We start from the raw sequence: 25868 nt of genomic DNA, 5'->3' as shown, positions 1-25868 counted from the left end.
CCGACCGCTCCTCCACCGAAAGGCCACCGTGGACACCAGCGCACCCCGGACGTCCCCGTCGACGCCGCGCGCCTCCGCCGCCCACGCCACCCATGAGGGCGGCTCCCTGCAACGCACCCTCAAGTCCCGGCACCTGACGATGATCGCGATGGGCGGCGCCATCGGCACGGGCCTGTTCGTGGCCTCGGGCAACACCATCGCGACCGCCGGCCCCGGTGGCGCCCTCGTGGCCTATGTGGCCATCGGCTTCATGGTGTTCCTGCTGATGCAGTCGCTCGGCGAGATGTCCACGTACCTGCCGGTCTCCGGCGCGTTCGAGGAGTACTCGACCCGCTTCGTGAGCCCCTCGTTCGGCTTCGCCATCGGCTGGAACTACTGGTACAACTGGGCGATCACGGTGGCCGCCGAGCTCGTCGCGGCGGCCCTGATCATGCGGTACTGGCTCCCGGACGTGCCCTCGTGGATCTGGTCCGCGATCTTCCTCGCGCTGCTCTTCGGCCTCAACGCCCTCTCCACGCGCGCCTACGGCGAGAGCGAGTTCTGGTTCTCGCTCATCAAGGTCGCCACGGTGGTGATCTTCCTGGTGCTCGGCGTCCTGATGATCGTCGGCATCCTCGGCGGCTCCTCCCCCGGCTTCCACAACTGGACGGACGGCGAGGCCCCCTTCGTGGGCGGCGGCGCCGGCATCCTGGCGATCTTCATGGTGGCCGGCTTCTCCTTCCAGGGCACCGAGCTGGTCGGCGTGGCCGCGGGCGAGGCCGAGGACCCGGAGAAGAACGTGCCCAAGGCGATCCGCACCGTGTTCGTGCGCATCCTGCTCTTCTACGTCGGCGCGATCACCGTCGTCGGCTTCCTCATCCCCTACACCAGCCCCCACCTGCTGGGCAGCGACGTCGAGGACATCTCGATCTCCCCGTTCACGCTCGTCTTCGAGAACGCGGGCGTGCTCGCCGCCGCCTCCGTGATGAACGCCGTGATCCTCACGGCCATCCTCTCCGCGGGCAACTCGGGCCTGTACGCCTCCACCCGCATGCTCTGGGCCCTGGCCGACTCCGGCAAGGCCCCGCGCTTCCTGGCGAAGGTGAACCGGCGCGGCGTGCCCATGAACGCCCTCTACGCCACCACCGCGGTGGGCGCGGCGTGCTTCCTGACCACGTTCATCGGGGACGGCGCCGCCTACGTGTGGCTCGTCTCCGCCTCGGGCCTGGCCGGGTTCATCGTGTGGATGGGCATCGCCTGGAGCCACTACCGGTTCCGGCGGGCCTACGTCGCGCAGGGCCACGACCCGAAGGACCTGCCCTACCGCGCCTTCCTGTTCCCCCTGGGCCCGATCGTCGCGCTGGTCATGTGCGCCGTCGTGATCCTCGGCCAGAACTACCAGGCGTTCATGGGCGACGTGGACCTCGTGGCCGTGGCCAGCGCGTACATCGGCCTGCCCCTGTTCCTCGCGCTGTGGCTCGGCCACAAGCTCGTCACCGGCTCGAAGCCGGTCCGCTACGAGGACGCCGACCTCACCCGCGTCCTGGACTGAGTCCCCCACCTCGGAGGTCGCCGTGCCCGCCCCCTCCTCCCACGCTCCCGCCGCCACCCACACCGCCCGGGGCCGCCTGGTCTGGGTGGACGTCGCGCGCGGCCTGGCCCTGGTCGCGATGATGGTCGCCCACACGGCGCCCGCCGGCGGCCCGGGTGGGGTGCTCCACCTCTCCGAGCACCTCACCGCGCCCCTGTTCGCGGCGCTCGTGGGCGTGGGCGCGCGCCTCGAGGCGGAGTGGCTGGGCCGTGGCCGGGCCGTGCCCCGCGCGCTTGTGCGGGCGGCCGCCCTGTGCGGGGCGGCGTGGCTGACCGGGCTCTTCGGGGCGGCCGTCGTGAACGTGCTGGCGCACCTGGCTGTGCTCACGGTGCTCATGGCACTGCTGGCCGCCCTCCCCCTCGCCGCGCACCTCGTGCTCGCCGTCCTGGCCGGCGGAGGCGGCCTCCTGCTCGCCGCCACACCGACGGCCGACGTCGTCGACCGGCTCGTCCCCGCCGCGCAGGCGCTCGGGCTGAGCCGCGCGACGCTGACCCCGTGGGTCTCCGCGTTCCTCACGGACGGCCCGTACCGCCTCCCCCTGTTCCTCGCGTGGGCGCTGCTGGGGGCGGTGCTGGTCGCCACCGTCCACGGCACGACGACGGCGGCCCCGGCCCGGAGCGCACGGCTCACGGGACTCGCCTGGGCGGCCGGGGGGATCGCGCTGGCCGGCGTCGTGCTCGCCCTGTCCCGGACACGGACCGGCGCCGCCCCCGTGCCCTACACGGCGACCCCGGCGGAGGCCCTGCTGGACACGGGCCTCGTGCTGATCGTGCTCGGCGGGTGCGCGGCCCTGGCGCCGCGGTGGGCCGGGCTGCTGGCCGTGCCCGGCGCGATGACGCTGTCCGTGTACGTGGCGCACCTGTGGTACCTCGGCTGGGTGCGGGGGCTCGGACCCGGGCCGTGGCGCAGCGCCACGGGCACGGACGACACGTGGTTCAACCTGGCCGTGCTGGTGGCCGGCGCGCTGCTGCTGCCGCTGCTGTGGCGGGCCGTCGTGCGTATCGGCCCGTTCCGCGCGGGGCCGCTGGAGGGCGTCGTCCGCCTGCTGACGGCCCCGTTCGACCGCGCGCGCTGACCGACGTCCACCCCAGCGGGTAGCCTCGAGAGCGTGAGCGAGCGAACCACCTACCTGCTGATCGACGGCGAGAACATCGACGCCACCCTCGGCACGTCCATCCTGCAGCGGCGCCCCCAGCCCGACGAGCGGCCACGCTGGAAGCGCCTGCTCGGCTACCTCGAGGACCGCTGGGACCAGCCGGTCAAGGGCCTGTTCTTCCTCGCCATCGACGGTGAGATCCCCATCCCGTTCGTCCAGGCGCTCACCGCCCTCGGCTTCCAGCCGATCATGCTGCGGGGCGAGGGCAAGGTCGTGGACATCGGCATCCAGCGCACCGCGGAGGCGCTGCTGGGCCGGGAGGACGACGTCGTCCTCGTCAGCCACGACGCCGACTTCGCCCCCCAGCTCACCGACCTCGCGGCCACGCCGGGCCGACGCACCGGGATCATGGGCTTCGAGGAGTTCCTCTCCCACGAGCTGCGCCGCATCCCCGGGGTCGAGTTCTTCGACCTGGAGCACGCGGTGGGCGCGTTCGACTCGTCCCTGCCGCGCCTGCGCGTGATCGACGTCGAGGCGTTCGACCCGTACGAGTTCCTCTGACCCGCCGGGGGTGGCCCGCGGCTCAGTCCGTGGGCAGCTCCAGCAGGCGTTCGACGGTGGCGGCCACCCCGTCGTCGTCGCACGCCCCGACCACGCCGTCCGCCGCGGCCAGCAGCGACGGATGGCCCGAGGCCACGGCCAGGCCGAGACCAGCCCACTGGAGCATCTCCAGGTCGTTGGGCATGTCCCCGAACGCGACGACGTCGACCGGCGCGACCCCCCGGCTCGCGGCGAACTCGGCGAGGGTCGCGGCCTTGTGCACGCCCGGGGCGGACATCTCCACGAGCGCGATGCCGGGCGCGGAGTGCGTGGCACTCACGAGCTCGTCCAGCTCGGCGCGGGCCGCGGCGAGGAAGGCGTCCGGGGCCAGGGTGTCCGAGCGGGCCAGCAGCTTCACCACGCCCAGCCGACCCGGCAGCGCGGCCTCGAGCGTGGCCGCCGCGTGGACCTCGGCCCGGAACTCGGCGCGCTCGGAGAACGCGTGCTCCCAGAAGAAGCCCTCGAGGGTCTCGGCGCCGAAGGACACGGTGCGGTCCAGGGCGCGCAGCCGGTCCGTGGCTGTCCACACGGCCTCGACGGGCATGGGGTGGGCGATCAGGACGTCGTCCGTGGCGGTGTCCACGAGGACGGCGCCGTTGGAGCAGATCACCGGGCCGACGGGGCCGAGCTGCGCGCTCAGCGGGCCGAGCCAGCGGAGGGGACGGCCGGTCACGAACACCACCTCGACGCCGGCGTCGTGGGCGTCCCGCAGCGCCGCGATGGTGCGCGGGCTCAGGCGCCCCGACCGCGTGTGCCGGTACCCGATGATGGTGCCGTCCAGGTCCGTCGCGATCATCCGCGGACGGCGCGAGGGCAGGGGCAGGGCGGGCATGCGCTCAGTCTAGGCCGGGGCCGTGCGGCGGGCCGGGGTGTCCTCCGCGGGCGAGCGGGGGCACGATGGGGGCGTGGACACCGCACAGCAGACCACCGCACAGGACACCGCCCCGGACCCCGCGTCGACGACGCCCCGCACGGTCACCGTCACCGGCGCCGCCGGCAACATCGGCTACGCGCTGCTCTTCCGCATCGCCGCCGGCGGGATGCTCGGCCCGGACACCCCGGTCCGGCTGCGCCTGCTCGAGATCCCGGCCGCCCTGGGCGCCGCGGAGGGCACCGCCATGGAGCTCGCCGACGCGGCCTTCCCGCTGCTGGCCGACGTGGAGGTCACGGACGACCCGGCCCGCGCCTTCGACGGGGTCCAGCACGCGCTGCTCGTCGGCGCGCGGCCGCGCACGAAGGGCATGGAGCGCGGCGACCTGCTCGAGGCGAACGGCGGGATCTTCGGGCCTCAGGGCCGGGCGATCAACGACCACGCGGCGCAGGACGTGCGGGTCGTCGTCGTCGGGAACCCGGCCAACACCAACGCGCTGATCGCCGCCGCCCACGCCCCGGACGTGCCGGCCGCGCGCTTCACGGCGCTGACCCGGCTGGACCACAACCGGGCCGTGGCGCAGTTGGCCGCGCGGGCCGGCGTCGCGGTGACGGACGTGTCCGGCGTGACGATCTGGGGCAACCACTCCGCCACCCAGTTCCCGGACCTCACCCACGCCCGCGTGCGGGTGGACGGGACGTGGCGGCCGGCGCTCGAGGTGGTGGACCCGGTGTGGGCGAGCGAGGAGTTCGTGCCGCGCGTGGCGAGGCGGGGCGCGGAGATCATCGAGGTGCGCGGGGCGAGCTCGGCGGCGTCGGCGGCGTCCGCGGCGATCGATCACATGCGCGACTGGACCCTCGGCACCGGTGTGGACGCGGACGGTGCGCCGCGCCGGACGTCGGCCGCGGTGGTCTCGGACGGCTCCTACGGGGTGCCGGAGGGGCTGATCAGCTCGTTCCCCGTGACCTCCGACGGCGGCACCGCGTGGCGGATCGTGCCGGGGCTGGAGCCGGACGAGTCCGTGCTGCCGGGTGAGGGCGGGCGGCTGGCCGCGACCGTCGCCGAGCTGGAGGCCGAGCGCGACGCCGTGCGAGGGCTGGGCCTGCTCTGAGGCGGCCGGGATCGTCTGCGTCTCTGACCCTTCTGGGGGCGTCCCCGCCCGCCGGAAGGGTCGGATGCGCAACAGATTCGTGCGGGGACGGGAGGGCGTGGGGTCAGTCCGCCAGCTCGGCCCGCGTGGGCGGGTCCGCCCCCGGGCGGGAGGCCGTGATCGCCGACGCGCGGGAGGCGTAGATCAGCACCGACTCGACGTCGGCCGGGTCCATCGCGTGCAGGCGGCCGCGGTTCGCGGCGCCGAGCAGGGAGCGGTCGTCGAGGGCGGCGAGCAGGGCGGCGGTGAACGAGTCGCCGGCGCCCACGGTGTCCGCGACGTCCACGGGCACGATCGGGCGCTCCACCACGCCGTGCGCGGTGACGGCCACGATGTCCTCGGCGCCGCGGGTCATCACCACGAACGCCGGGCCCATCTGCTGCCACGCCTGCAGCGACTCGCGCAGCGGGCGGTCCGGGTACAGCCACGCGATGTCCTCGTCCGAGGCGTGCACCACGTCCGCCAGCCGCACGGACTCCTCCGCGCGGGCGCGGGCGAACGCCCGGTCCGGCACGATCGTGGGCCGCACGTTGGGGTCGTAGCTGATGGTCGTGACCGCGGAGATCCGCTCGAGCAGGGCCATCACCTCGGCGTCGCCGGGGGCGAGCATGGTGGCGATGGAGCCGGCATGCATGTGGTGCAGCGGGCCGCCGGCGGCGTCGTCGAAGTCCCGGGCGAGCGCGGCGGCGGGCGGCAGCGTCCAGTCCAGCTCGAACTCATAGCTGGCGGCGCCCGTGGGGTCCAGGCGGGCGGTGGCCACGGAGGTGGCGGCGGCATCCGGCTCGAGCAGGCAGCGCACGCCGTTCTCCCGCAGGTGCGAGGCGATCATGTCCCCGTGCGCATCGCGGCCGAGGCGGCCGGCGAACAGGACGGGCCGCTCCAGCCGACTCAGGCCCACGGCCACGTTCAGGGGGCTGCCCCCGACGTGCACGCGGGGGGTCGCGGTGTCCGAGACCACGACGTCGACGAGCGCCTCTCCGATCACACCACAGTACTGAGCCACGCGCCCCACGGTACCCTAATCACCGGCGCGGAACCGGGGCTGTGCTCAGGCTTCCAGGCCCCCGAGAAACGCCCGACACCCCCATCCCCGACCCCTCGGCAGGCGGCCATGTCCCCCACCCCCACCCGGCCCTCGCGCGGCCCCGGCTGGCGCCTCCACGGCGACGGCCGCACCATCACCCCGGGCACCGTCGTCGCCCCGGACGAGCGGCTGAGCTGGCCCCGGACCGTGGGCATCGGCGTGCAGCACGTGATGGCCATGTTCGGCGCCACCGTGCTCGTGCCCGCCCTGACCGGCATGCCCGCGACGACGGCGCTGCTCTTCTCCGGCCTGGGCACCCTGCTCTTCCTGGTCATCACGGGCAACCGCCTGCCCTCGTACCTGGGCAGCTCGTTCGCGTTCATCGCACCCCTGACGGCCGCCGCCGCGATCGGCGGCACGGGGGCCGCGCTCGGCGGCATCCTGGTGACGGGCCTGCTGCTCACGGTGATCGGCGCGATCGTGCACCGCGCCGGCACCGGGTGGATCCACGCGCTCATGCCGCCGGCGGTGATGGGCACGATCGTGGCCCTGATCGGCCTCAACCTCGCCGGCGCCACGACGACGGCCATGCAGGAGGTGCCGGTCACCACGTTCGGCACGGCCCTGGCGGTGGTGCTCACGGCCGTGACGTTCCGGGGGCTCCTGGGCCGCCTGTCCATCCTCGTGGGCATCGTGGTGGGCTACGTGCTGGCCCTCGCGCAGGGCCAGGTGGACTTCGCCGCCGTCGGGGAGGCCGCCTGGATCGGGCTGCCGCCCTTCCACGGCCCGGAGCTGCGCTGGGACCTGCTGCCCCTGTTCCTGCCCGTCGTGCTCGTGCTGGTCGCGGAGAACATCGGCCATGTCAGGACCGTCGGGCTGATGACCAAGCGCGACCTGGACCCGCTCACCGGCCGTGCCCTGATCGCGGACGGCCTGTCCACCATGCTCTCCGGCGCGGGCGGCGGCGTCGGCACCACCACGTATGCGGAGAACATCGGCGTGATGGCCAGCTCGCGCGTCTACTCGACGGCGGCGTACTGGGTGGCCGGCCTGACCGCGATCGCCCTCGCGTTCCTGCCGAAGTTCGGGGCCGCCGTCGCCACCATCCCGGCCGGGGTGGCCGGCGGCGCGGGCATCATCCTCTACGGGATGATCGGCATGATGGGCGTGCGCATCTGGGTGCAGAACCGCGTGGACTTCTCCAACACCGTGAACCTCATGACGGCGGGTGCGGGCCTGATCATCGCGATCGCCGACCCCCAGCTCGTGGTCGGCGGGCTCGTGTTCGGCGGCATCACGCTCGGCACGGTCGCCGCCCTGGTGGTGTACCACCTCATGACGGCGATCGCCCGCGCCCGCGGCACCGAGCCGGTGCCCGAGGACGAGGAGGAGTTCGAGGCCTCGGAGGCCGGCCGGCTCGGCTGACCCCGGCCCCGGGCGCCCCGCCTCGCGCATCCCCGCGCCACGCGCACTTTCGGTCGTGAGATAGGGCCAATCTCACGACCGAAAGCGCTGAGAACCCCCCTTTCACGTTCGAAAACGCGGGGTGGGCGGACTGGGGCGGGGCCGGCGGGGCTGGGGGGCGGGTCCCGTCAGCCGGCCGCGACCTCCTCGTCGGCGAGGGCGAGGACCTGGTCGAGCACGTCGAGGCCGAAGCGCAGGTCCTCGTCCGAGATGTTCAGCGGCGGGCACAGGTGGAACCGGTTCTCGGCCATGAACAGCAGCAGCCCGCGGTCCTTGGCCTCGGCCATCATCCGCCCCATCACGGGCGCGACCTGACCGAGCGGGGCCAGCCGCTCCCGGGTCTGCCGGTCCTTCACCAGCTCGACGGCCCAGAACGCGCCGGCGCCGCGCACGTCGCCCACGCTCGGGTGGGCCGCGGCGATCTCGGCCAGGCGCGGCCCGATGACCTCCTCGCCGATGCGCTTCGCGTGGGCGACCATGCCCTCCTCCTCCATCGCGGTGATCGCGGCGACGGCGGCCGCGCACGCGAGGGGGTGGCCCGAGTAGGTCAGGCCGCCGGGGTAGGGCGTGGTCGCGAAGCTCTCGTAGACGTCGTCGCTCATGGCGACGCCGCCCAACGGCACATACCCGGAGTTGACCCCCTTGGCGAACGTGACGATGTCCGGGGTGACGCCCGTCAGCTGGTGGCCGAACCACTCGCCCACGCGGCCGAAGCCGACCATGACCTCGTCGATGATCAGCAGGATCCCGTGCTCACGGCACAGCTCCTTGACGCCGGCCATGTAGCCGGGCGGCGGCAGGAAGATGCCCGCGGTGCCGGGGACGGCCTCGAGGATCACGGCGGCCACGGTGGAGGGGCCCTCGAGCTCGATCACGTCGCGCAGGTGGGCCAGCGCGCGCTCGGCCTCCTGCTCGTCGCTCTCCGAGCCGAACGCGGAGCGGTACGTGTACGCGGGCTGGAAGTGCACGACGCCGTCGGACGCCGAGTCCGAGCCCACGCGCCGCAGGGAGCCGGTCAGGTTCGCCGTCAGGCGCGTGGCGCCGTGGTACGAGAGGTACGCGGAGAGCACCTTGTGCCGGCCCGTGTGCAGGCGTGCCATCCGCACCGCGTGCTCGTTGGCCTCCGCGCCCGCGTTCGTGAAGAACACGTGGTTGATGGACTCCGGCAGCCGCTCCGTGATCAGCCGGGCCGCCTCGGACCGGGCGTCGTTGACGTGCTGCGGGGCCACGGTGGCGAGCGTCTCGGCCTGCTCCCGGATCGCGGCCACGATCTTCGGGTGGCGGTGGCCGACGTTCGTGAAGACGAGCTGCCCGCTGAAGTCGACCATGGGCCGACCCTCGCCGTCCCACACCCACGACCCCTCGGCGTCGAGGATGGTCATGGGTGTGAGGTCGCGCTGCGCGCTCCACGAGTGGAACACGTGCGCGCGGTCGAGCTCGTGGGCGCGGCGGCCGCGCTCGATGGCCTCGTCGCTGATCCGGGGGTCCCGGCGGCCGACGTGCTGCTGATGCTCGGACATGCGCCCTCCTTGAGTGTGATGCGGCTCATTCCGAGCATAGGCGCGCCCGCCCTCAGCGCGAGCTGGCGCCCCGCCGCCCGCGCGCCACCCCCACGAACGCCTGCACGAGCTCCGAGTCGGCCGCCTTGAGCCAGGCCAGGGCGACGTCCCAGCCGGGGTGGCGGGCGTCGTCGCCGCCGTGGCCCGCGGGATCCGCCCCGTCGACGACGGCGGCGCCCGCCTCCGCCTCGGACCGCGCCTGCTCGTCCGCGAGCGCGGACCGCGTGGCGGCGGCCTCGCGGTCGGCGCGGGACAGGCCCACCGTGTCGTCGAGGGTGGAGGCCAGCGGCAGCACGATCACGTCCTTGCGGCCGAACATGCGGACCACGGACATCGGCAGCACGACGTGGCCGGCGCCGGACGCGGCGATCTCCAGGGCCATCCGCTCGCCCGCGCCGGGCAGCTCGGCGGCGTCCATCGGCTCCGCGCTGGGGACCGGGGCGAAGCGGGCGGGATCCAGCTCCTCGTCCGGGTCGAGCTCGGCGGGCGGCACCGGGCCGTCCGCGTCCACGTCCCACGCGGCGAGCAGGTGGTCCCTGCCCACGCACACCACCGGCAGCTCGGAGTACACGCCCACGAGGTGCACGTGCCGCGGGTCGACGCCGCCGGCGCGCAGGAACTCCTCGGCGGACACGTCGCGTCGGCGCCGCACGTAGCCCAGCTGCGGCAGGAAGTGGCGGGGCTGACCGGCGTCGTCGTGGGCGAGGTGGGCCAGCTGGGCCGCGTCGTCGTGGTTGACGAGCTGCACCGTGCGCTGGCGCGTGGTGAACCGCTCCACCCACGTGGACGGCGTGGCCCCGGGGATGGTGGCCAGGAAGAGGGTCTCGGGCGGGACGGGCAGGTCGGCCGGCGGCGCGGGCGCGGGACGACGCCGGCCCTCACCCCCGGCACGGCCCGCGGGCTTCACGCCCTTGGCCACGCCACGCCCGCCGGAGCGGGTGGATCGGGCGGGGCCGCCCCTGCTCGCGCGGGACTTCCCGCCCCGGCCGCCACGGGAGCCGCTCAGCGGACCTTCTCCTTCAGGAAGGAGACCGCGCGATCCCAGGCGAGGGCCGCGGCCTCGGGCCGGTGGTTGCCCTGGGGGTTCTCGTCGTTGTGGAAGGCGTGCGGGGCGTCGTAGTAGAAGTACTCGACGTCGGCCCCGGACTCCTCACGGATCTGCTGCTCCTGCCGCCGCGCGTCCTCGACGGGGAAGGAGTCGTCCTGTTCGGCGTAGTGGCCCTGGACGGCGGCGGTGACGCCGGAGAAGTCGCCGGGCACGCCCTGGCCCACGCCGTAGAAGGGCACGGCGGCGGAGACCTTGTCGCCCTGCTGTGCCGCGAGGGCGAGTACGAAGCCGCCGCCCATGCAGAAGCCGATCGCCCCCACGGTCTGCGAGGTCACCTCGTCCCGGGCGAGGAGCCAGTCGACGGCGCCGGCCAGCTGGCGGGCGCCCTCCTCGGCGGGCAGGTTCTGCATCATCTCGCCGGCCTCGTCACCGTCGTGGGCGATCCAGCCGCCGTAGAGGTCCGGGGCGAGCGCGACGAAGCCGAGGTCGGCGAGGCGGTCGCACACGTCCTTGATGTGGTCCACCAGGCCCCACCACTCCTGGATCACGATCACGCCGGGGCCCTTCCCGGAGGCGGGCAGCGCGAGGTAGCCGTGGCCCGTCCGGTCGCCGTCCTGGCCGGCGTCCTTCGTGGGCAGGTCGAACGTGACGTTCTGGTGCGGGGTCTTCGAAGCCATCATGGGCCCCACCCTATGAGGAGACCGGGCCCCTCATCGAGGGACCCGGTCTCGACGCGCGAGGTCGACTCAGGCTCAGGCCTGGGCGTCGGCCTCGGACAGCACGAAGGCGGCGCCGATCTCGAGCTTCACCTTGTCCGAGACCAGGACGCCGCCGGCCTCGGTGGCGGCGTTCCAGGTCAGACCGAAGTCCTTGCGGGAGATCTCGCCGGTGGCCTCGAAGCCCACGCGGGTCGCGCCGAAGGGATCCTTGTCCTGGCCGCCGAACTCGGCCTCGAGCTCCACGGTCCGGGTGACGCCGTGCAGCGTCAGCTCGCCGACCAGGGTGAACTCCTCGGGCTCGCCGCGGACCTCGGTGGAGCGGAAGGTCATGGTGGGGAACTGCTCCACGTCGAAGAAGTCGGCGGAGCGCAGGTGGGCGTCGCGACCCTCGTTCTTGGTGCTGATGGAGGCGACGTCGACGGTCACCTCGACGGAGGACTGGGTGAACTCCTCGGCGATGACGAGCTGGCCCTCCACGGCGTGGAAGGTGCCGCGGACCTTGGAGATGCCGGCGTGGCGGACGACGAAGTCGACGTCCGAGTGCGCGGCGTCCAGGTTCCAGGTGCCGGGGGTGATGGCGCGCATGGGGTGCTCCTTTTCAGCGGGTCTGTCTGGTGTGTCCGGGGTGGGCCGCCACGGCGGGCGGCGCCTCGGCCTCCGAACTTGTTTCAAATTCAAACATCATCCGGGCGGGTTGTCCACGCCTGATCGTCAAAATTCGAAATAGAGACGGACGTCACGGGCCGTGGGGGCACATCAGGCCGAGCCCACCCACGCCGACGGCCCGGAACCTCCGGGGGTTCCGGGCCGTCGGCGCGGGGTCAGGCGGCGGGGCCGCGCTCGGGCGGCCGGACGGGGTCAGGCGGCGGGGCCGCCCCCCGTCACGGGTAGAGGCCGCGGGTGCGGTGGGCCTCGGCCACGCGCTGCACGGCGGTCAGGGTGGCGGCCTCGCGCAGGCTCACGCGGCGGCTCTCGGAGGTGGCCAGCACGGCCTGCCACGCGGCGACCATGCGCTGCTTCAGGCGCTCGTCCACCTCCTCGCGGCTCCACCAGTAGGCCTGGTTCGCCTGGACCCACTCGAAGTAGGAGACGATCACGCCGCCGGCGTTGGCCAGGATGTCCGGGACGACCAGGACGCCCTTCTCGGAGAGGATGCGGTCGGCCTCGCCCGTGGTGGGGCCGTTGGCGCCCTCCACGACCAGCCGGGCGCGCACGCGCGGGGCGTTCTCCTCGGTCAGCACGGACTGCACGGCGGCCGGGACCACGAGGTCCACGTCCATCTCGAGCAGTTCGTCCGCGTCCATGGGCTCGGTGCCGGGGGTGTCCTTCACGGAGCCGGTGTCCCAGAGCTGCTTCTGCAGGGCGTCGTAGTGCAGGCCCTCGTCGTCGCGCACGGCGCCGTACTGGTCGGACACGGCCACGACCTTCACGCCGGCCGCCTCGAGCAGCTCGACCGTGCCGGCGCCGACCTTGCCGAAGCCCTGGACCGCCGCCGTCGCCTGCGACGGCTCGATGCCGAGGTGCTCGAGCGCGGCGAGCGCCACGTGGACCACGCCCGCCGAGGTGGCGGAGGCGCGGCCCAGCGAGCCGCCGAGCGCGACGGGCTTGCCGGTGACCACGCCGAGCGTGGTGTGGCCGACGTTCACCGAGTAGGTGTCCATCATCCAGGCCATGGTCTGCTCGTCCGTGCCCACGTCCGGGGCGGGGATGTCCACCTCGGGGCCGATGATCGGCTGGATCTCGGAGGTGTAGCGGCGGGTGACGCGCTCGAGCTCGGCCTTCGAGTACTGGCGCGGGTCGATGGTCACCCCGCCCTTGGCGCCGCCGTAGGGCACGTCCAGCAGGGCGCACTTCCAGGTCATCCACATGGCCAGTGCGCGGACCTCGTCCAGGTCCACGTCCAGGCTGAAGCGCACGCCGCCCTTGGCCGGGCCGCGGGAGAAGTTGTGCTGCACGCGGTAGCCGCGGAGCACCTCGGTGGAGCCGTCGTCGCGGCGCAGGGGGATGGAGACGGCCATCTCGCGGCGGGGGGCGGCGAGCATCTGGTGCAGGCCCTCGTCGTAGCCGAGCGTCTTCACGGCGGCGGAGAGCTGGGCCAGGGCGTTGTCGAGCGGGGAGGACGGGGCCGTCACGGCCTCGTCCTCGGCGGGGATCCTCGTCATTGAGCGTCCTCGTGGTCCGGTGGGAAGGGATGTGTCGCGGCCCGACCGACGCGCGGAGTGCCGCGCCCCATTGCGCGGCCGACGTCGTCCGGACCCCGATGAACGCTACGCGCTCCCCGGTCACCCGTCACCCCCGCTGAGCCGAGATCCGCGACCGCCCGGGTGACGCCGGACACAGCGGCGTGTACTGTGCTGTGGACGCGCCGCACACCCGCGGCGCCCTTCGGCGTCGAACCGACGCCGCTCGCTCAGGGCCCACCTGGTCCGGCCCCCGGCCGTCCGCCGCGCGAGGCACCCCGCCCGCGACGTCGGCCCGACGCCCCAGCCCCGTGAAGGAGCCCCTCATGACCGTGACCCTGCCCGCCGCGATCACCCCCTCCCCCGCGTTCCAGCCCGTGCCCGGCCAGCGCATCGACCCGGAGCTCGCCCGCTCCTGGCTGCTGGTCAACGCCGCCCAGCCCGAACGGTTCCAGCCCGCCGAGGACTCGGCCGCGGACATCGTCATCCTCGACATCGAGGACGCCGTGGCCCCCAAGGACAAGGACCAGGCCCGCGGGGACGCCGTCGCCTGGCTGACCTCCGGGCACACCGGCTGGGTGCGGCTCAACGGCTACGGCTCGCGGTGGTGGGAGCAGGACGTCGAGGCGCTCGCCGCGGCCCTGCCCGCGCACCTGGGCGGGCCGGTCGCCGAGGGCGGCCTGGCCGGCGTCGTGCTGGCGATGGTGGAGTCCACGGACCACGTGAACGAGACCGCCCGGCGGCTGCCCGGGGTGCCCGTCGTGGCGCTCGTGGAGACGGCGCGCGGGCTGCAGCGGATCGACTCGATCGCCGCCGCGAAGGGCACGTTCCGGCTGGCCTTCGGGATCGGCGACTTCCGCCGTGACACCGGCCTGGGCGAGTCGCCGATGGCGCTGGCGTACACGCGGTCCCAGTTCACGATCGCGGCGAAGGCCACGGGGCTGCCGGGCGCGATCGACGGGCCCACCGTGGGCTCCACCGGCGTGAAGCTCGCCGAGGCGACGGCGGTGACCGCGGAGTTCGGCATGACCGGCAAGCTGTGCCTCGCGCCGGAGCAGTGCGCGGCCGTGAACGAGGGGCTCAGCCCGTCCCAGGAGGAGCTGGCGTGGGCCCACGAGTTCCTCGCGGACTTCGAGGCCGACGGCGGCGAGATCCGCAACGGCTCCGACCTGCCCCGCAAGGCGCGCGCGGAGAAGATCCTCGGGCTGGCCACCGCGTTCGGGGTGCGCTCCACGCGGTACCCGGACCAGGACAACGCGATCACGGCGCCGTCGGACACGTACCACTACTGAGCGGGGCCGCCGCCCACCAGAAACGCGGGTTGAGTTGTCACGGGTGCGGAGGCCGCACACCGGTGACAACTCAACCCGCGTTGCCTCGGGGGGTGCGGATCCCGCCTCCGCTCACACGTCCTGGCGCGTCCGGCGCACGACGGCGGCCCGCACGGAGAACGCCAGCACGATCGCCAGGATCCCGTAGATCACCCACGTGATGGGGGTGGAGACGAGCACGGCCGGGTCGCCCACCGAGCTGAGCAGGGCGTCGCGCAGGCTGGTCTCCGCGAGCGGGCCGAGCACCATGCCGATCATCAGCGGCGCCAGCGGGTAGCCGTACCGCCGCATCAGGAAGCCCAGCACGCCGATCCCCAGGAGCATCAGCAGGTCGAACACCGCGCCCGTGGTGGCGTAGATGCCCAGCCCGCAGAACAGCGTGATCCCCGCGTAGAGGTAGTGCTTCGGGATCAGCAGGAGCTTGGCCCACAGCTGCGCGAACGGCAGGTTGATCGCCAGCAGCACGATCATCGCGATGAAGAAGCTCGCCAGCAGCGCCCACACGAGGTCCGGGCTGCGGTCGAACAGCAGGGGGCCGGGCTGCAGCCCGTACTGGCGGAACGCCGCCAGCATGATGGCCGCCGTCGCGGAGACGGGCAGGCCGAGCGTAAGCAGGGCGCCCATCGCCATGCCGGTGGTCGAGTTGCCCGCCGCCTCGGGGGCCGCCAGCCCGCGGATCGCGCCGCGGCCGAACTGCGGATGCGCTCGGCGTCGGTCCAGGCGCCGCTCGACCGAGTACGCCAGGAACGTCGGCACCTCGGAGCCACCCACCGGCACGATGCCGAACGGCAGGCCGATCGCCGTGCCGCGCAGCCACGCAGGGGCGGCCTCGCGGAACTCGGCGCCCGAGAGCCACGGCCGGCCGGTGCGGCGGATGCGCAGGTCCTCGTGCTCGCGGCGCACCCGGGAGGCCACGTGGAACACCTCGCCGAGCGCGAGGATCGCCACCGTGACGGTCACCAGCGGGATGCCGTCGAACAGCTGCGGCGAGCCCATCGTGAAGCGCTCGGTGCCGGTCACCGCATCGATCCCGACGACGGCGATGCCCAGTCCCAGCACCAGGGAGGCCAGGCCGCGCAGCACCGAGTCGGCGACCACCGAGGAGGTGGCCACGAACGCGAAGAGCGCGAGCGCGAAGTACTCCGCGGGCCCGAAGCTCGTGGAGAACTCCGCCAGGACGGGGGCGAGGAACACGACGCACACCGAGGCCACCATGCCGCCGATGAAGGCGCCGAGCGCCGCCGTCGCCAGGGCCTGGGCCGCCCGGCCGTCCTGGGCCATGCGGTGGCCCTCGAACGTGGAGGCGATGGCCGAGGCCTGGCCGGGGGTGTTCATGAGGATGGCCATGGTGGAGTCGCCGAAGAGGCCGCCGAAGTACACGCCGGAGAACATGATGAACGCGGCGGTGGGCTCGAGGGCGAAGGTCATGGGCAGCAGCAGGGCCACGGCCATCGAGGAGCCCAGTCCAGGCATCACGCCGACCGCGGTGCCGAGCAGACAGCCCAGCACCACCCAGAGCAGGTTCATGGGGGTGAGGGCTCCGGCGAAGCCCTCCATGAGGAGTCCGAGGGTCTCCATGTCAGAAGCCACCTCCCAGGATGCCCGAGGGCAGGGTCAGGCCCAGGGCCACCGCGAAGCCGAGGTAGGCCAGCGAGGAGACGAACAGGGCGACGAGGATGTCGAACACGGGGTGCGGGGCGCCGAACGCCCGCGTGATGCACCAGAACAGCAGCGCCCCGGCGAGGATCCACCCGAGCCAGGGCAGCAGGACGGCGAACGCGAGGAAGCCGAGGAAGCACCAGGCCAGCGCGCCGAAGTCCGAGTGGAACAGGGTCAGCGGGCCGGCCACCTGGCCGACCTCGCCGTCCGCGTCGGCCTGCCCCTCGGGGGCCTGGCGCACGCGCACGACCTCCACCGCGAGCGCGGCGGCGATCACGAGACCTGTGACCGCGAGGATCAGCGGGAAGAAGTCCGGGCCGGGGAAGTCGGCGCCGTCGGTGTCCATGGTCAGGGACCCCAGCAGCAGGTAGAGGCTGAACGCGGCCAGCACGGCCGGCATGACGAGTCCGGAGAGCCCGGCGGCGCGTCCCCAGCGGGAGGGGGCGTCGGCGGCGGGGGAGACGGTGGATGCCTGGCTCACTTGACCTCCTCCGTCAGCGTGCCGATGCGCTCCTTCTCGGCGGCGATGAACTCCTCGAGTTCGGTGCCGGAGAGGGGCACGGGGTTCCAGTAGTTGCGCTGCACCGCCTCCTTCCACTCGGGGGTGTCGACCGCCTCGGCGATGAGGGCCTCGAGCTCGGTGCGCTCCTCCGCGGAGATGCCCGGCGGCGCGAACAGGGCGCGCCAGTTGGTGAGCGTGACGTCGTAGCCCTGGGAGCGCAGGGTCGGGATCTCCTCGACGCCGGCCAGCGGCTCGGCCGCCACCACGCCGAGGGCGCGCAGTCGGCCGGCCTGGACCTGCGGGTAGATGTCCGCGAAGCCGCCGGCGGAGGCCTGGGCGGTGCCGTTGAGCAGGGCCTGGATGGCCTCGCCGCCGCCGTCGGACGGGATGTAGGTGGTGTCCGCGACCGGCACGCCGGCCGTGCGGGCGATGTCCGCCATGACGAGCTGGTCGAAGGAGCCGCCGCCGGTCCACGCCACGTGGGCGGGGTCGGCGCGCCAGGCGGTCACCAGGTCGTCCATGGTCTGATACGGCGAGTCCGCCGGGACCACCACGAGGCTGTACTCCTCGACGACGCGGCTGACCGCGGTGACCTGGGAGAGCTCGGGGCCGGTGCCACGGGCCGCGTGGGCGGCGATCTGGCCGGTGCCGCCCACCATGAGGTTGTTCGCGTCCTCGAGCGTGGTCAGCTGACCGAGGGCGATGTTGCCACCGGCGCCGGGAATGTTGACCACCTGGACGTTGTTCACGAGCCCGTTGACGCGCATGGCCTGCTGCAGCTCGCGCTGGAACGAGTCCCAGCCGCCGCCGGCGGCCGCGGGGGCGATGAGGGTCAGATTGGTGCGGATGTCGTTGCCTCCCGAGGCCGAGCGGATGGAGAAGGCGGAGGCCGCGAGCACGGTGAGCACCGCGATCACACTGAAGACGATCCGGCCGATCCCCGTGCGTCGGCGCGGGGGGCCGTCGGGGGAGGTGGAGGACATGGCGGTTCCTAACAGAGACACCCCGCCGCCAGGGAGTGGCGCCGGGGACAGGTGCGAGTGGTGGAGGTCACGGTAGCAGTGGGGCGGGGCGGCGTGCACTCTGCGTCCGCAGAGTGACCGACGACAACCGGTCCGGGTGGTGACGGGGGCCGCGTCCATGACGCACAGTGGTCCCCATGACGATCATCAGCACCGGAACCAGCACCCCCGAGAGCGCCGCGGCCTGGCGGGCCGCCCTGGCCGAGGCAGCCCTGCGCGGAGAGGACGTGGTCTGGTTCTCCCTCGACGGGACCGAGCCGGACGAGGCGGAGGCGCGCGAGGCCGGCGTCGTCGCGTCCGTGGCGCACGCCCAGGAGCGCGGCCGGGACGCCGTCGGCGACCTGCTCGAGCACGCCGAGCGCGTGGGCGCGAGCCGGATCGTGGTGGGCGTGAAGCACCGCTCCCCCGTGGGCAAGCTGCTGCTGGGATCGGCCGCGCAGCAGATCATCCTCGAGGCGCGCGTCCCGGTGGTGTGCGTCAAGCCGTGAGGGCCGGCGTCGGGCGGGCGGCCCCGCGCCCGGCCCACCCCGCGGCGTTTGGGGGCGGTTTCGGGCGGTATTCGGCGTGGATACCGCCCGAAACCGCCCCCAACGGGTGAGTGGGACCAGCCTGGGAACGCCGAAGGCCCCGGAACCGTGTGGTTCCGGGGCCTTCGTCCTCGGTGCGCGAGGGGGGACTTGAACCCCCACGTCCTTGCGAACACTGGCACCTGAAGCCAGCGCGTCTACCAATTCCGCCACTCGCGCGAGCGGCTTCCTGATCTCGGCTCCGGACATCCGGCGACCGTCACAGGCAGCGAGGAATACTCTAACCCCCGGCCGCCCGGGCGTGCAAATCGACCCCGACGCCCACCCCCGCGTCCCCGCCACGCCCGTGGCTCGCCCCCTCCGGCACCTCTCCCACCCGCGCTCCACCCCGCAGAATCCCGCTGTTCTCGGCGGTCTCCCAGCCCGGCCCGTAGTATCGGGACGGACAACTGTGGAAAGGGGCCCCGTCGTGGGACTTCTGGACAACCTCGAACGCGGCCTGGAGCGGGCCGTGCGCTCGGCCTTCTCGGCCGGCGGTCCGCGGGCGGTCAAGCCGGTGGAGATCGCCTCGGCCCTGCGACAGGCGATGGACGACGAGTCGATCGCGCTGTCCGAGGGCCACACGGTCGCGCCCAACAGCTACGTGGTCCACTTCTCCCCCGCCGACTTCGAGCGCGCCCGCTCGTGGGGGTCCACCCTCGCCAGCGAGCTGTGCGATGAGGTCATCCGCCACGCCGACTCCCAGGGCTATGCACTGCCCGGCACGGTCCGGGTCGCCTTCCACCCGGACGCGGACGTGCGCGGCGGGGACCTGCGCGTGGTCACCCGCCTGGACGACGGCTCGCTCACCGCCCCGGCCCCCCACGACGACGGCGCCTCGCCCGCCACCGCCCACGGCCCGGGAGCCACCGCCCCGGCGCCGGACCGACTGGTCGAGGACCCGCTGGCGGCCGCGCCCCGCGAGCCCTCCCCCGCCCCGCGCGTCGGGCCCCGTCCGGCGCCCCGCCGGGCCGCCGCCCCGGCCGCGCCCGCCGCCCCCTCCCACGCCGACCAGCCGACCGTCGTGATGGGCCGCCCCGTGACCGAGCCCGCCGGCCCGGCACTCGAGCTGGACGGCCGCATGCTCCCCCTGGACGGGGACGACCTGATCCTCGGCCGCTCGGCCGAGCGTGCCGACCTCGTGATCCCGGACTCCTCGGTGTCCCGCGAGCACCTGCGCCTGCTCACCGTCGGCTCCACGGTCACGCTCCTGGACCTGGGCAGCCGCAACGGCGTGCTCGTCAACGGCCGCCGCGTGGACGGCTCCGTCACCCTGCGCGACGGGGACGTGGTGACCGTCGGCCAGACCGAGCTGCTGTTCTTCGGCGGGACGGGGGGCCGCGCATGAGCGAGCTCGCCGTCGCCGTGCTCCGCATGGGCCTGCTGCTGGCCCTGTGGGTGCTGATCATCTCCATCGTCATGGCGCAGGGCCGCGACCTCGTGGTCGGCCGGCGGAACAAGACGCGCCTCCAGCAGGCCCAGCGCGACGCCGGCCTGGTCACCGCGGTGCCCGCGGCCGGGGCCGCCGGGGCGGGCTCGTCCGCGGTCGACCGCCCCGCGCCCGCGTCGACGCCGTCCCCCGCCGCGTCCGCGCCGACGACGCCGGCCCCGCGGCTGTCCCGGACTCTGCGGGTGGTCGAGGGCCCGAAGGCCGGGCAGACCATCGCCCTGGAGGGCCGTCCCCTGCTGATGGGCCGCGCCCAGGACGCCGACCTGGTGCTCGTGGACGACTACGCCTCCGGCCGCCACGCCCGGCTGTTCCCCCAGGGCACCCGCTGGTTCCTCGAGGACCTCGGCTCCACGAACGGCACCTACGTCAACGGCGCCCCCGTCACCCGCGCGGTGCCCGTGGGCCCCGGCACGGCCATCCGCATCGGCAAGACCGTCATGGAGCTCGAGGCCTGACCCATGACCCTCGTCCTCCGCTACGCCGCCCGCTCCGACGTCGGCCGCGTCCGTGCCAAGAACGACGACTCCGCCTACGTGGGCCGTCATCTGGTCGTGCTCGCGGACGGCATGGGCGGGCACGTGGGCGGCGACGTGGCAAGCGCGTCCACGGTGCTGGACCTGGCCCCGCTGGATGCGGTGGGCTACGAGGACCCGGCCACGGTGCTGCCGGACGAGATCCAGAACGCCAACCTGATCCTCAACGAGCTGGTGCACGCCAACCCCAAGCTCGCCGGCATGGGCACCACGTGCACCGCCGCCCTGCTCGCGGGGACCACGCTGCACATCGCGCACATCGGCGACTCCCGTGCCTACCGGCTCGCGAACGGCGAGTTCTCCCAGGTCACCACGGACCACACGTTCGTGCAGAAGCTCGTGGACGAGGGGCGTCTCGAGGCCGGGGAGGCCCCGTTCCATCCGAACAAGAACGTGCTCATGCGCGTGCTCGGCGACGTGGACGCCTCCCCCGAGCTGGACGTGTTCGAGGTGCCCGTCGCCCCCGGAGAGCGCTGGCTGTTCTGCTCGGACGGCCTCACGGACGTGGTCTCCCCCGAGAAGATCCACGAGGTGCTGCGGGACTCGGAGGCTCTCAACCAGGCCGTCGACACCCTCGTGGACCTGACCCTCAAGGGCGGCGCCCCGGACAACGTCACCGTGGTGGCGTTCGAGATCGCGGAGGGCACGGCGGAGGAGCTGGCCCCCGTCCCGGACGTCCACCTGTCCGAGCAGGCCCTCGCCGCGGCCCACCCGCCCGAGGTCGGCCCGGTCTCCGGCCTGCTGCTGCGCGAGGACCTGGACGCACGACCCCACCTGCTCGTCGGCGCGGCCTCCAACGCTGTGAGGACCGATCGCATCCCCGTGGTCACCCGCAGCTCCACGCGCCGCCGCGCCGCTGCCCTGCTCGGCGAGACGCCCGTGCCGGAGAACCGTCCCCGGCGCACCGCGGCCGTCCTCACGGACGGGCCGGATCCCGACGTCGCCGCGCGCCCGGACCCGTCCGCCCCGCCCGCCGCGCCGCGCGGCACCGCGGCCGCCGTCGGCTCCTCCTCCGCCGCCACACCGGCCGCCACCGCTGCCGACCAGCCGTCCGACGAGGCCGCCGAGGCGTCGGCCACGGCCCCCACCCCGGCCCCGGCGACCTCCGGGCCCGCCGGCGGCTCCGAGGCCAGGGCCGCGCGTCGGCGGCGTGGGAAGGACGACCGCCCGGTGCAGTACCGTCGCGGCTGGTTCATCCCCGTATTCACCACGCTGCTCGCCCTCACCCTCGCGGCCGTGGCCGTGTGGGGCTACCTGTGGACCCAGACGCAGTACTACGTGGGGGCCAACGACGGCCGGATCGCCGTGTTCAAGGGCGTCTCCCAGCGGCTGGGCCCGCTCGAGCTGTCCCACGTGGACCGCCAGACCGACCTCCCGGTGGACGCGCTGCCCGCGTACGCACGCGACCGCGTGAACGCCGGCATGGCCGCCCGGGACGTGGACCACGCGGAGCAGATCGTCGCCGAGCTGCGCGACTCGCTGCACCCGAACGCCCCCGCCCCCGCCGGTGAGCCCTCCGAGCGGGCCCGGCCGAGCACGACGCCGTCGTCGTCCTCCGCCCGCCCCTCGGACGCGTCCGGCTCCGCCGCGCCGACGAGCCCGGCGTCGTCCCCGAGCGCGACGGGAGGTGAGGCCCCGTGACCGAGGTGATCTCCCCCGCACGCCCGCGCCGGAACATCGAACTGGTCCTGCTGCTGGCCGCCCTGGCCATCGCCCTGGGGGCGGACCTGCTGGGCATGATCGGCACGGACGCCCCGCTGGACTCCACCGCCTGGGTGCCGCTGGGCATCTTCGGGGCCGCCACCCTGGTGCTGCACGTGGTCCTGCGGCTGCGCGCCCCCTACGCGGACCCGTTCATGCTCCCGATCACCGCCCTGCTCAACGGGCTGGGCCTGGCCATGATCCACCGGCTGAGCCAGGACGCCGCGATGGCCAATCCCACCTCGCAGCTCGCGTGGTCCGTCCTGGCCATCGTGGTGGCCTCCGCCCTGGTGTTCCTGGTGCGCGACCACCGGGTGCTGCGGCGCTGGCCCTACCTGTTCCTCGCCGCGTCCGGCGTGCTGCTGCTCCTGCCGCTCGTGCCCGGGCTGGGCCTGAGCATGTACGGGGCGCGGATCTGGATCGACGTCGGCTTCGGCACCTTCCAGCCCGGTGAGATCGCCAAGATCACGCTGGCCATCTTCTTCGCCGGCTACCTCTCCGCGAACCGCGACCTGATCCTGCTGGCCGGCCGCCGCGTCGGCCCGGTGACCTTCCCCCGCGCCCGGGACCTCGGCCCGTTGCTGGCCGGCTGGCTCCTGGCGCTCGGCGTGCTCGTGTTCCAGCGCGACCTGGGCTCGGCCCTGCTGTTCTTCGGCATGTTCATGGCGATGCTCTACATCGCCACGTCCCGCGCCTCCTGGATCCTCCTCGGCCTGGGCCTGATCGCCTTCGGCGCGGCGCTGGCGTTCCTGTTCATGCCGCACGTGACCGCCCGGTTCGAGATCTGGCTGAGGGCCTTCGACCCCGAGATCTACCATCGCGACTTCGGCGGCTCCTACCAGGTGGTCCAGGGCCTGTTCGCGATGGCCTCGGGCGGGCTGATGGGCACCGGCCTGGGCGCGGGCAACCCCACCCAGGTGCCGCTGTCCTTCTCGGACATGATCCTCACGGCCATCGGCGAGGAGCTCGGCTTCGTGGGCCTGGCCGCCGTGCTCGTCCTGTACCTCCTGCTCGTCACCCGCATGATGCGCGCCGCCCTCGGCGTGCGCGACGCATTCGGCAAGGTGCTCGCCTCCGGCCTGGCCTTCACCATGGCGTGGCAGGTGTTCGTGGTGATGGGCGGCGTGACCCTCGTGCTGCCGCTCACCGGCCTCACGACGCCGTTCCTCGCCGCCGGCGGCTCCTCGCTGCTGGCCAACTGGATCATCGTGGGGCTCGTGCTGCGCATCTCGAACGCCGCCCGCCGGCCCGTGGTCGTGGACGGGATGGTCAACGCGTCCGGGCCCGGCGCCGGCCACCTCGACCCCGGCACGGCGCTCCCGGCGGCCGCCGTGCCCCCGGGAGGAGGTGAGGAGCGGTGAACGAGGCGATCCGACGCACGTGGACCGTCATGGCGGCCATGCTCCTCGTGCTCGCGCTGGCTGCGTCCGTCATCCAGGTGCTGGCCGCTGACCAGCTCAAGACGCACGCCCTGAACTCTCGGCAGATGTTCCTGGAGTTCGGCGCCCCGCGCGGGCCGATCCTCGTGGACGGCGAGCCGATCGCCGAGTCTGTCCCCTCCGGCGACGCGTACCACTACCAGCGCGTCTACCACGAGACCGAGCTGTACGCCCCGCTCACGGGCTTCTATTCGCTCACCTACGGCACCGACGGGCTGGAGGCGGCCATGAACGAGCAGCTCTCCGGCACCCCCACGTCCCAGTTCGTGGACCGCGCCATGGAGATCATCACGGGTGCCACACCCGAGGGCGACCAGGTGGAGCTGACGATCGACCCCGAGCTGCAGCGTCTGGCGTACGACGCGCTCCCGGACGGCGTGCGCGCCTCCGCCGTGGTCACGGACCCGACGACGGGCGAGATCCTGGCCATGGTGTCGAAGCCGGGCTTCGACTCCAACGCGCTCTCCTCACACAGCCCGGCCGAGGCGCAGTCGGCCATGGCCGCGATCGACCAGATCCCCGGCGCCAGCGCATACCGCAACCGCGCCGCGGAGCAGCTCGTGTCCCCCGGCTCCACGTTCAAGCTGATCGACGCGGTGGCCATGCTCGAGTCCGGTGACTACACCCCGGACGGGACGGTGGACATCCCCGCCGCGTGGACGCTGCCCGGCACGACCACGGAGCTGCCCAACTACGACGGCTCACCGTGCAACACCGTGGGGCGTCAGACCCTCACGTGGGCGCTGGCGCAGTCCTGCAACACGCCGTTCGCCATGGCCGCCGTCGAGCTGGGCCAGGACCGGATCCGGGAGGTCGCCGAGCGGTTCGGCTTCAACGACTCCTTCGACTACCCGCTGCCCGTGACCGGCTCCGTGTTCCCCTCCGACCTGGACGACGCCGCGCTGGCGCAGTCCTCGATCGGCCAGCGGGACGTGCAGGCCACCGCGCTGCAGATGGCCATGGTGGCCGCCGGCATCGCGAACGACGGCGTGGTCATGGAGCCGCAGCTGATCAAGGCGGTCCGCCGTTCGGACCTCACCACGGTGCAGGAGTTCAGCCCCCGTGAGCGCGGCCGGGCGACGACCCCCGAGGTGGCCGGGCAGGTCTCGGACATGATGGTCTCGGCGGTGGAGGACGGCATCCTGGGATCCGTGCAGTCGGACACGGTGCGGATCGCGGCGAAGTCGGGCACGGCCGAGGTCGGGGACACGGGCAACGTGCACTCCTGGATCACCGGCTTCGACGCGAGCGAGAACCCCCGGGCGGCCGTGACGATCGTGGTGGAGGACGAGCCGCCGGGGGTTGGACATCAGACAATCGTCAGTGGCATGAAGGCAATCATGGAAGCGGTGGTCACGGAATGAGGCCGACATCGGGCATCACCCTCGGGGGCAGGTACCAGCTGACCGATCGCATCGCGATCGGCGGCATGGGCGAGGTGTGGAAGGCCCGGGACAAGGTCCTGGGCCGGATCACCGCCGTGAAGATCCTCAAGGAGGAGTACACGGGTGACCCCAACTTCCTGCGCCGCTTCCGGGCGGAGGCTCAGCACACCGCGCTGCTGAACCACCCCGGCGTCGCCAACGTCTACGACTACGGCGAGGAGAAGGGCTCCGCCTACCTCGTCATGGAGCTCGTGCCGGGCCAGCCGCTGTCCTCCATCCTCGAGAAGGAGAAGGTGCTCTCCCCCGAGCGGACCCTGCGGATCATCGCGCAGACGGCGGCCGCGCTCTCGGCGGCCCACGCCCAGGGGCTCGTGCACCGCGACGTCAAGCCCGGCAACCTCATGATCACGCCCACCGGCCGGGTGAAGGTGACGGACTTCGGCATCGCGCGCCTGGCGGACCAGGTCCCGCTCACGGCCACCGGCCAGGTGATGGGCACCGCCCAGTACCTCGCGCCCGAGCAGGCCACGGGGCAGCAGGCCACCGGCTCCTCCGACCTCTACTCGCTGGGCATCATCGGCTACGAGGCCCTCGCCGGGCATCGCCCGTTCACGGGCGAGTCCCAGATCGCGATCGCCCTCGCCCAGGTCAACGACACCCCGCCGCCCCTGCCGGACACCGTCCCGGCCCCGGTGCGCGCCCTGATCATGTGCATGCTCTCGAAGGACCCCAAGGAGCGGCCCTCGGACGCGACCGCGCTCTCGGAGGCCGCCGACGCGCTGCGTCGCAAGGACACCCGCGGCGCCGTGGAGGCCGTGCCCGGCCTGGCCATCTTCCTCGAGGAGCAGGGCGTGGCCGACCCCTCGGGCGCCGAGACCGCTCCCCTGGACTACGACGGCATGCGCACCACCCATCCCCGCGCCGAGGGCACCCGGACAGACGGCTCCCCCGCCACCGCGGCGCTGCCGGTGACCGCGGCCCAGCCCCGCACCGACGACG

General features: G+C 73.5%; 23 protein-coding genes and 1 tRNA gene. 13 read left to right on the top strand and 11 right to left on the bottom strand.

The features are described from left to right. Positions 1-28: 28 nt before the first annotated feature. Genes ACZ1IK_RS02755 through ACZ1IK_RS02745 form a run of 3 tightly spaced genes read left to right on the top strand, consistent with a single transcriptional unit; the run spans position 29 to position 3227 of the window. Positions 29-1531: an amino acid permease gene (locus ACZ1IK_RS02755; protein ID WP_061867210.1), complete on the top strand. Its 1503-nt coding sequence runs from the start codon at positions 29-31 to the stop codon at positions 1529-1531. Positions 1532-1553: 22 nt separating this feature from the next. Then, the gene (locus ACZ1IK_RS02750) at positions 1554-2645 is read left to right on the top strand and encodes an acetyltransferase domain-containing protein (protein ID WP_061867209.1); all 1092 of its coding nucleotides are present in this window, start codon (positions 1554-1556) and stop codon (positions 2643-2645) included. Positions 2646-2678: 33 nt separating this feature from the next. Further along, positions 2679-3227, top strand: a complete 549-nt coding sequence (locus ACZ1IK_RS02745; protein WP_002858225.1) for an NYN domain-containing protein — start codon at positions 2679-2681, stop codon at positions 3225-3227. Between the two features lie 22 nt (positions 3228-3249). On the opposite strand, the gene ACZ1IK_RS02740 is transcribed toward ACZ1IK_RS02745, so the two are convergent. Then, entirely contained in the window at positions 3250-4098 is an 849-nt protein-coding gene (locus ACZ1IK_RS02740; protein WP_036316534.1) for an HAD family hydrolase, read from the bottom strand. 73 nt (positions 4099-4171) lie between these two features. On the opposite strand from ACZ1IK_RS02740, the gene ACZ1IK_RS02735 reads away from it, so the two are divergent. Then, a complete protein-coding gene (locus tag ACZ1IK_RS02735; RefSeq protein ID WP_049146380.1) occupies positions 4172-5248 on the top strand; it encodes a malate dehydrogenase in 1077 nt (358 codons plus the stop codon). 103 nt (positions 5249-5351) lie between these two features. Here the strand turns inward: ACZ1IK_RS02735 and ACZ1IK_RS02730 are convergent, their stop codons facing one another. Next, positions 5352-6272 (bottom strand): carbohydrate kinase family protein, encoded by a 921-nt coding sequence (locus ACZ1IK_RS02730; protein WP_010079702.1) that lies wholly within the window; start codon positions 6270-6272, stop codon positions 5352-5354. 126 nt (positions 6273-6398) lie between these two features. Between ACZ1IK_RS02730 and ACZ1IK_RS02725 the strand changes: the two genes are divergently transcribed. Continuing rightward, positions 6399-7736: a uracil-xanthine permease family protein gene (locus ACZ1IK_RS02725; RefSeq protein ID WP_041103496.1), complete on the top strand. Its 1338-nt coding sequence runs from the start codon at positions 6399-6401 to the stop codon at positions 7734-7736. A gap of 167 nt (positions 7737-7903) precedes the next feature. On the opposite strand, the gene ACZ1IK_RS02720 is transcribed toward ACZ1IK_RS02725, so the two are convergent. The 5 genes from ACZ1IK_RS02720 to ACZ1IK_RS02700 form a co-directional block, all read right to left on the bottom strand. Next, on the bottom strand, positions 7904-9295 hold the full coding sequence (locus ACZ1IK_RS02720; protein WP_036316513.1) for an aspartate aminotransferase family protein: 1392 nt from the start codon (positions 9293-9295) through the stop codon (positions 7904-7906). A 52-nt stretch (positions 9296-9347) separates the two neighbouring features. Further along, positions 9348-10253 carry a hypothetical protein gene (locus ACZ1IK_RS02715; RefSeq protein WP_041103495.1) on the bottom strand — a complete coding sequence of 302 codons (906 nt, stop codon included), beginning with the start codon at positions 10251-10253 and terminating at the stop codon, positions 9348-9350. Between the two features lie 83 nt (positions 10254-10336). Next, positions 10337-11062: a dienelactone hydrolase family protein gene (locus tag ACZ1IK_RS02710; protein WP_002858216.1), complete on the bottom strand. Its 726-nt coding sequence runs from the start codon at positions 11060-11062 to the stop codon at positions 10337-10339. A 72-nt stretch (positions 11063-11134) separates the two neighbouring features. After that, positions 11135-11686: a YceI family protein gene (locus ACZ1IK_RS02705; protein WP_041103494.1), complete on the bottom strand. Its 552-nt coding sequence runs from the start codon at positions 11684-11686 to the stop codon at positions 11135-11137. Between the two features lie 296 nt (positions 11687-11982). After that, positions 11983-13263, bottom strand: a complete 1281-nt coding sequence (locus ACZ1IK_RS02700) for a Glu/Leu/Phe/Val family dehydrogenase (RefSeq protein WP_041103493.1) — start codon at positions 13261-13263, stop codon at positions 11983-11985. Positions 13264-13607: 344 nt separating this feature from the next. Between ACZ1IK_RS02700 and ACZ1IK_RS02695 the strand changes: the two genes are divergently transcribed. Beyond that, positions 13608-14573, top strand: coding sequence for an HpcH/HpaI aldolase/citrate lyase family protein (locus ACZ1IK_RS02695; RefSeq protein ID WP_052520044.1), 966 nt, complete (start codon positions 13608-13610; stop codon positions 14571-14573). A gap of 111 nt (positions 14574-14684) precedes the next feature. Here the strand turns inward: ACZ1IK_RS02695 and tctA are convergent, their stop codons facing one another. Genes tctA through ACZ1IK_RS02680 form a run of 3 tightly spaced genes read right to left on the bottom strand, consistent with a single transcriptional unit; the run spans position 14685 to position 17756 of the window. Continuing rightward, positions 14685-16190 carry a tripartite tricarboxylate transporter permease TctA gene (gene tctA, locus ACZ1IK_RS02690; protein WP_041103492.1) on the bottom strand — a complete coding sequence of 502 codons (1506 nt, stop codon included), beginning with the start codon at positions 16188-16190 and terminating at the stop codon, positions 14685-14687. 1 nt (position 16191) lies between these two features. Further along, complete coding sequence (locus ACZ1IK_RS02685; RefSeq protein ID WP_041103491.1) at positions 16192-16752, bottom strand: tripartite tricarboxylate transporter TctB family protein; 561 nt, start codon at positions 16750-16752, stop codon at positions 16192-16194. After that, positions 16749-17756, bottom strand: coding sequence for a tripartite tricarboxylate transporter substrate binding protein (locus tag ACZ1IK_RS02680; protein ID WP_041103490.1), 1008 nt, complete (start codon positions 17754-17756; stop codon positions 16749-16751). The genes ACZ1IK_RS02685 and ACZ1IK_RS02680 overlap by 4 nt, the downstream gene beginning before the upstream one ends. A gap of 176 nt (positions 17757-17932) precedes the next feature. On the opposite strand from ACZ1IK_RS02680, the gene ACZ1IK_RS02675 reads away from it, so the two are divergent. Beyond that, positions 17933-18283, top strand: coding sequence for a universal stress protein (locus ACZ1IK_RS02675; protein WP_041103511.1), 351 nt, complete (start codon positions 17933-17935; stop codon positions 18281-18283). A 174-nt stretch (positions 18284-18457) separates the two neighbouring features. Here ACZ1IK_RS02675 and ACZ1IK_RS02670 read toward each other — a convergent pair. Then, positions 18458-18541, bottom strand: a tRNA-Leu gene (locus ACZ1IK_RS02670). A 250-nt stretch (positions 18542-18791) separates the two neighbouring features. Here ACZ1IK_RS02670 and ACZ1IK_RS02665 point away from each other — a divergent pair. The 6 genes from ACZ1IK_RS02665 to ACZ1IK_RS02640 form a co-directional block, all read left to right on the top strand. Further along, positions 18792-19709, top strand: coding sequence for an FhaA domain-containing protein (locus ACZ1IK_RS02665; protein WP_115260220.1), 918 nt, complete (start codon positions 18792-18794; stop codon positions 19707-19709). After that, positions 19706-20266 carry an FHA domain-containing protein FhaB/FipA gene (locus ACZ1IK_RS02660; RefSeq protein ID WP_010079714.1) on the top strand — a complete coding sequence of 187 codons (561 nt, stop codon included), beginning with the start codon at positions 19706-19708 and terminating at the stop codon, positions 20264-20266. Before ACZ1IK_RS02665 ends, ACZ1IK_RS02660 begins: the two co-directional genes overlap by 4 nt. A gap of 3 nt (positions 20267-20269) precedes the next feature. Next, on the top strand, positions 20270-21985 hold the full coding sequence (locus ACZ1IK_RS02655) for a PP2C family protein-serine/threonine phosphatase (RefSeq protein ID WP_465098309.1): 1716 nt from the start codon (positions 20270-20272) through the stop codon (positions 21983-21985). Next, positions 21982-23406, top strand: coding sequence for an FtsW/RodA/SpoVE family cell cycle protein (locus ACZ1IK_RS02650; protein ID WP_185194604.1), 1425 nt, complete (start codon positions 21982-21984; stop codon positions 23404-23406). The genes ACZ1IK_RS02655 and ACZ1IK_RS02650 overlap by 4 nt, the downstream gene beginning before the upstream one ends. Then, on the top strand, positions 23403-24848 hold the full coding sequence (locus tag ACZ1IK_RS02645; RefSeq protein WP_144918966.1) for a peptidoglycan D,D-transpeptidase FtsI family protein: 1446 nt from the start codon (positions 23403-23405) through the stop codon (positions 24846-24848). The genes ACZ1IK_RS02650 and ACZ1IK_RS02645 overlap by 4 nt, the downstream gene beginning before the upstream one ends. Further along, positions 24845-25868, top strand: a 1024-nt coding sequence (locus ACZ1IK_RS02640; RefSeq protein WP_465098308.1) for a serine/threonine-protein kinase, incomplete at its 3' end; no start/stop codon positions are given. The genes ACZ1IK_RS02645 and ACZ1IK_RS02640, both read left to right, overlap by 4 nt.

The organism is Micrococcus sp. CS26, assembly GCF_055522295.1.
Note: the sequence above shows the minus strand (reverse complement) of the source record. Positions and strands in the feature narration are given on the sequence as shown.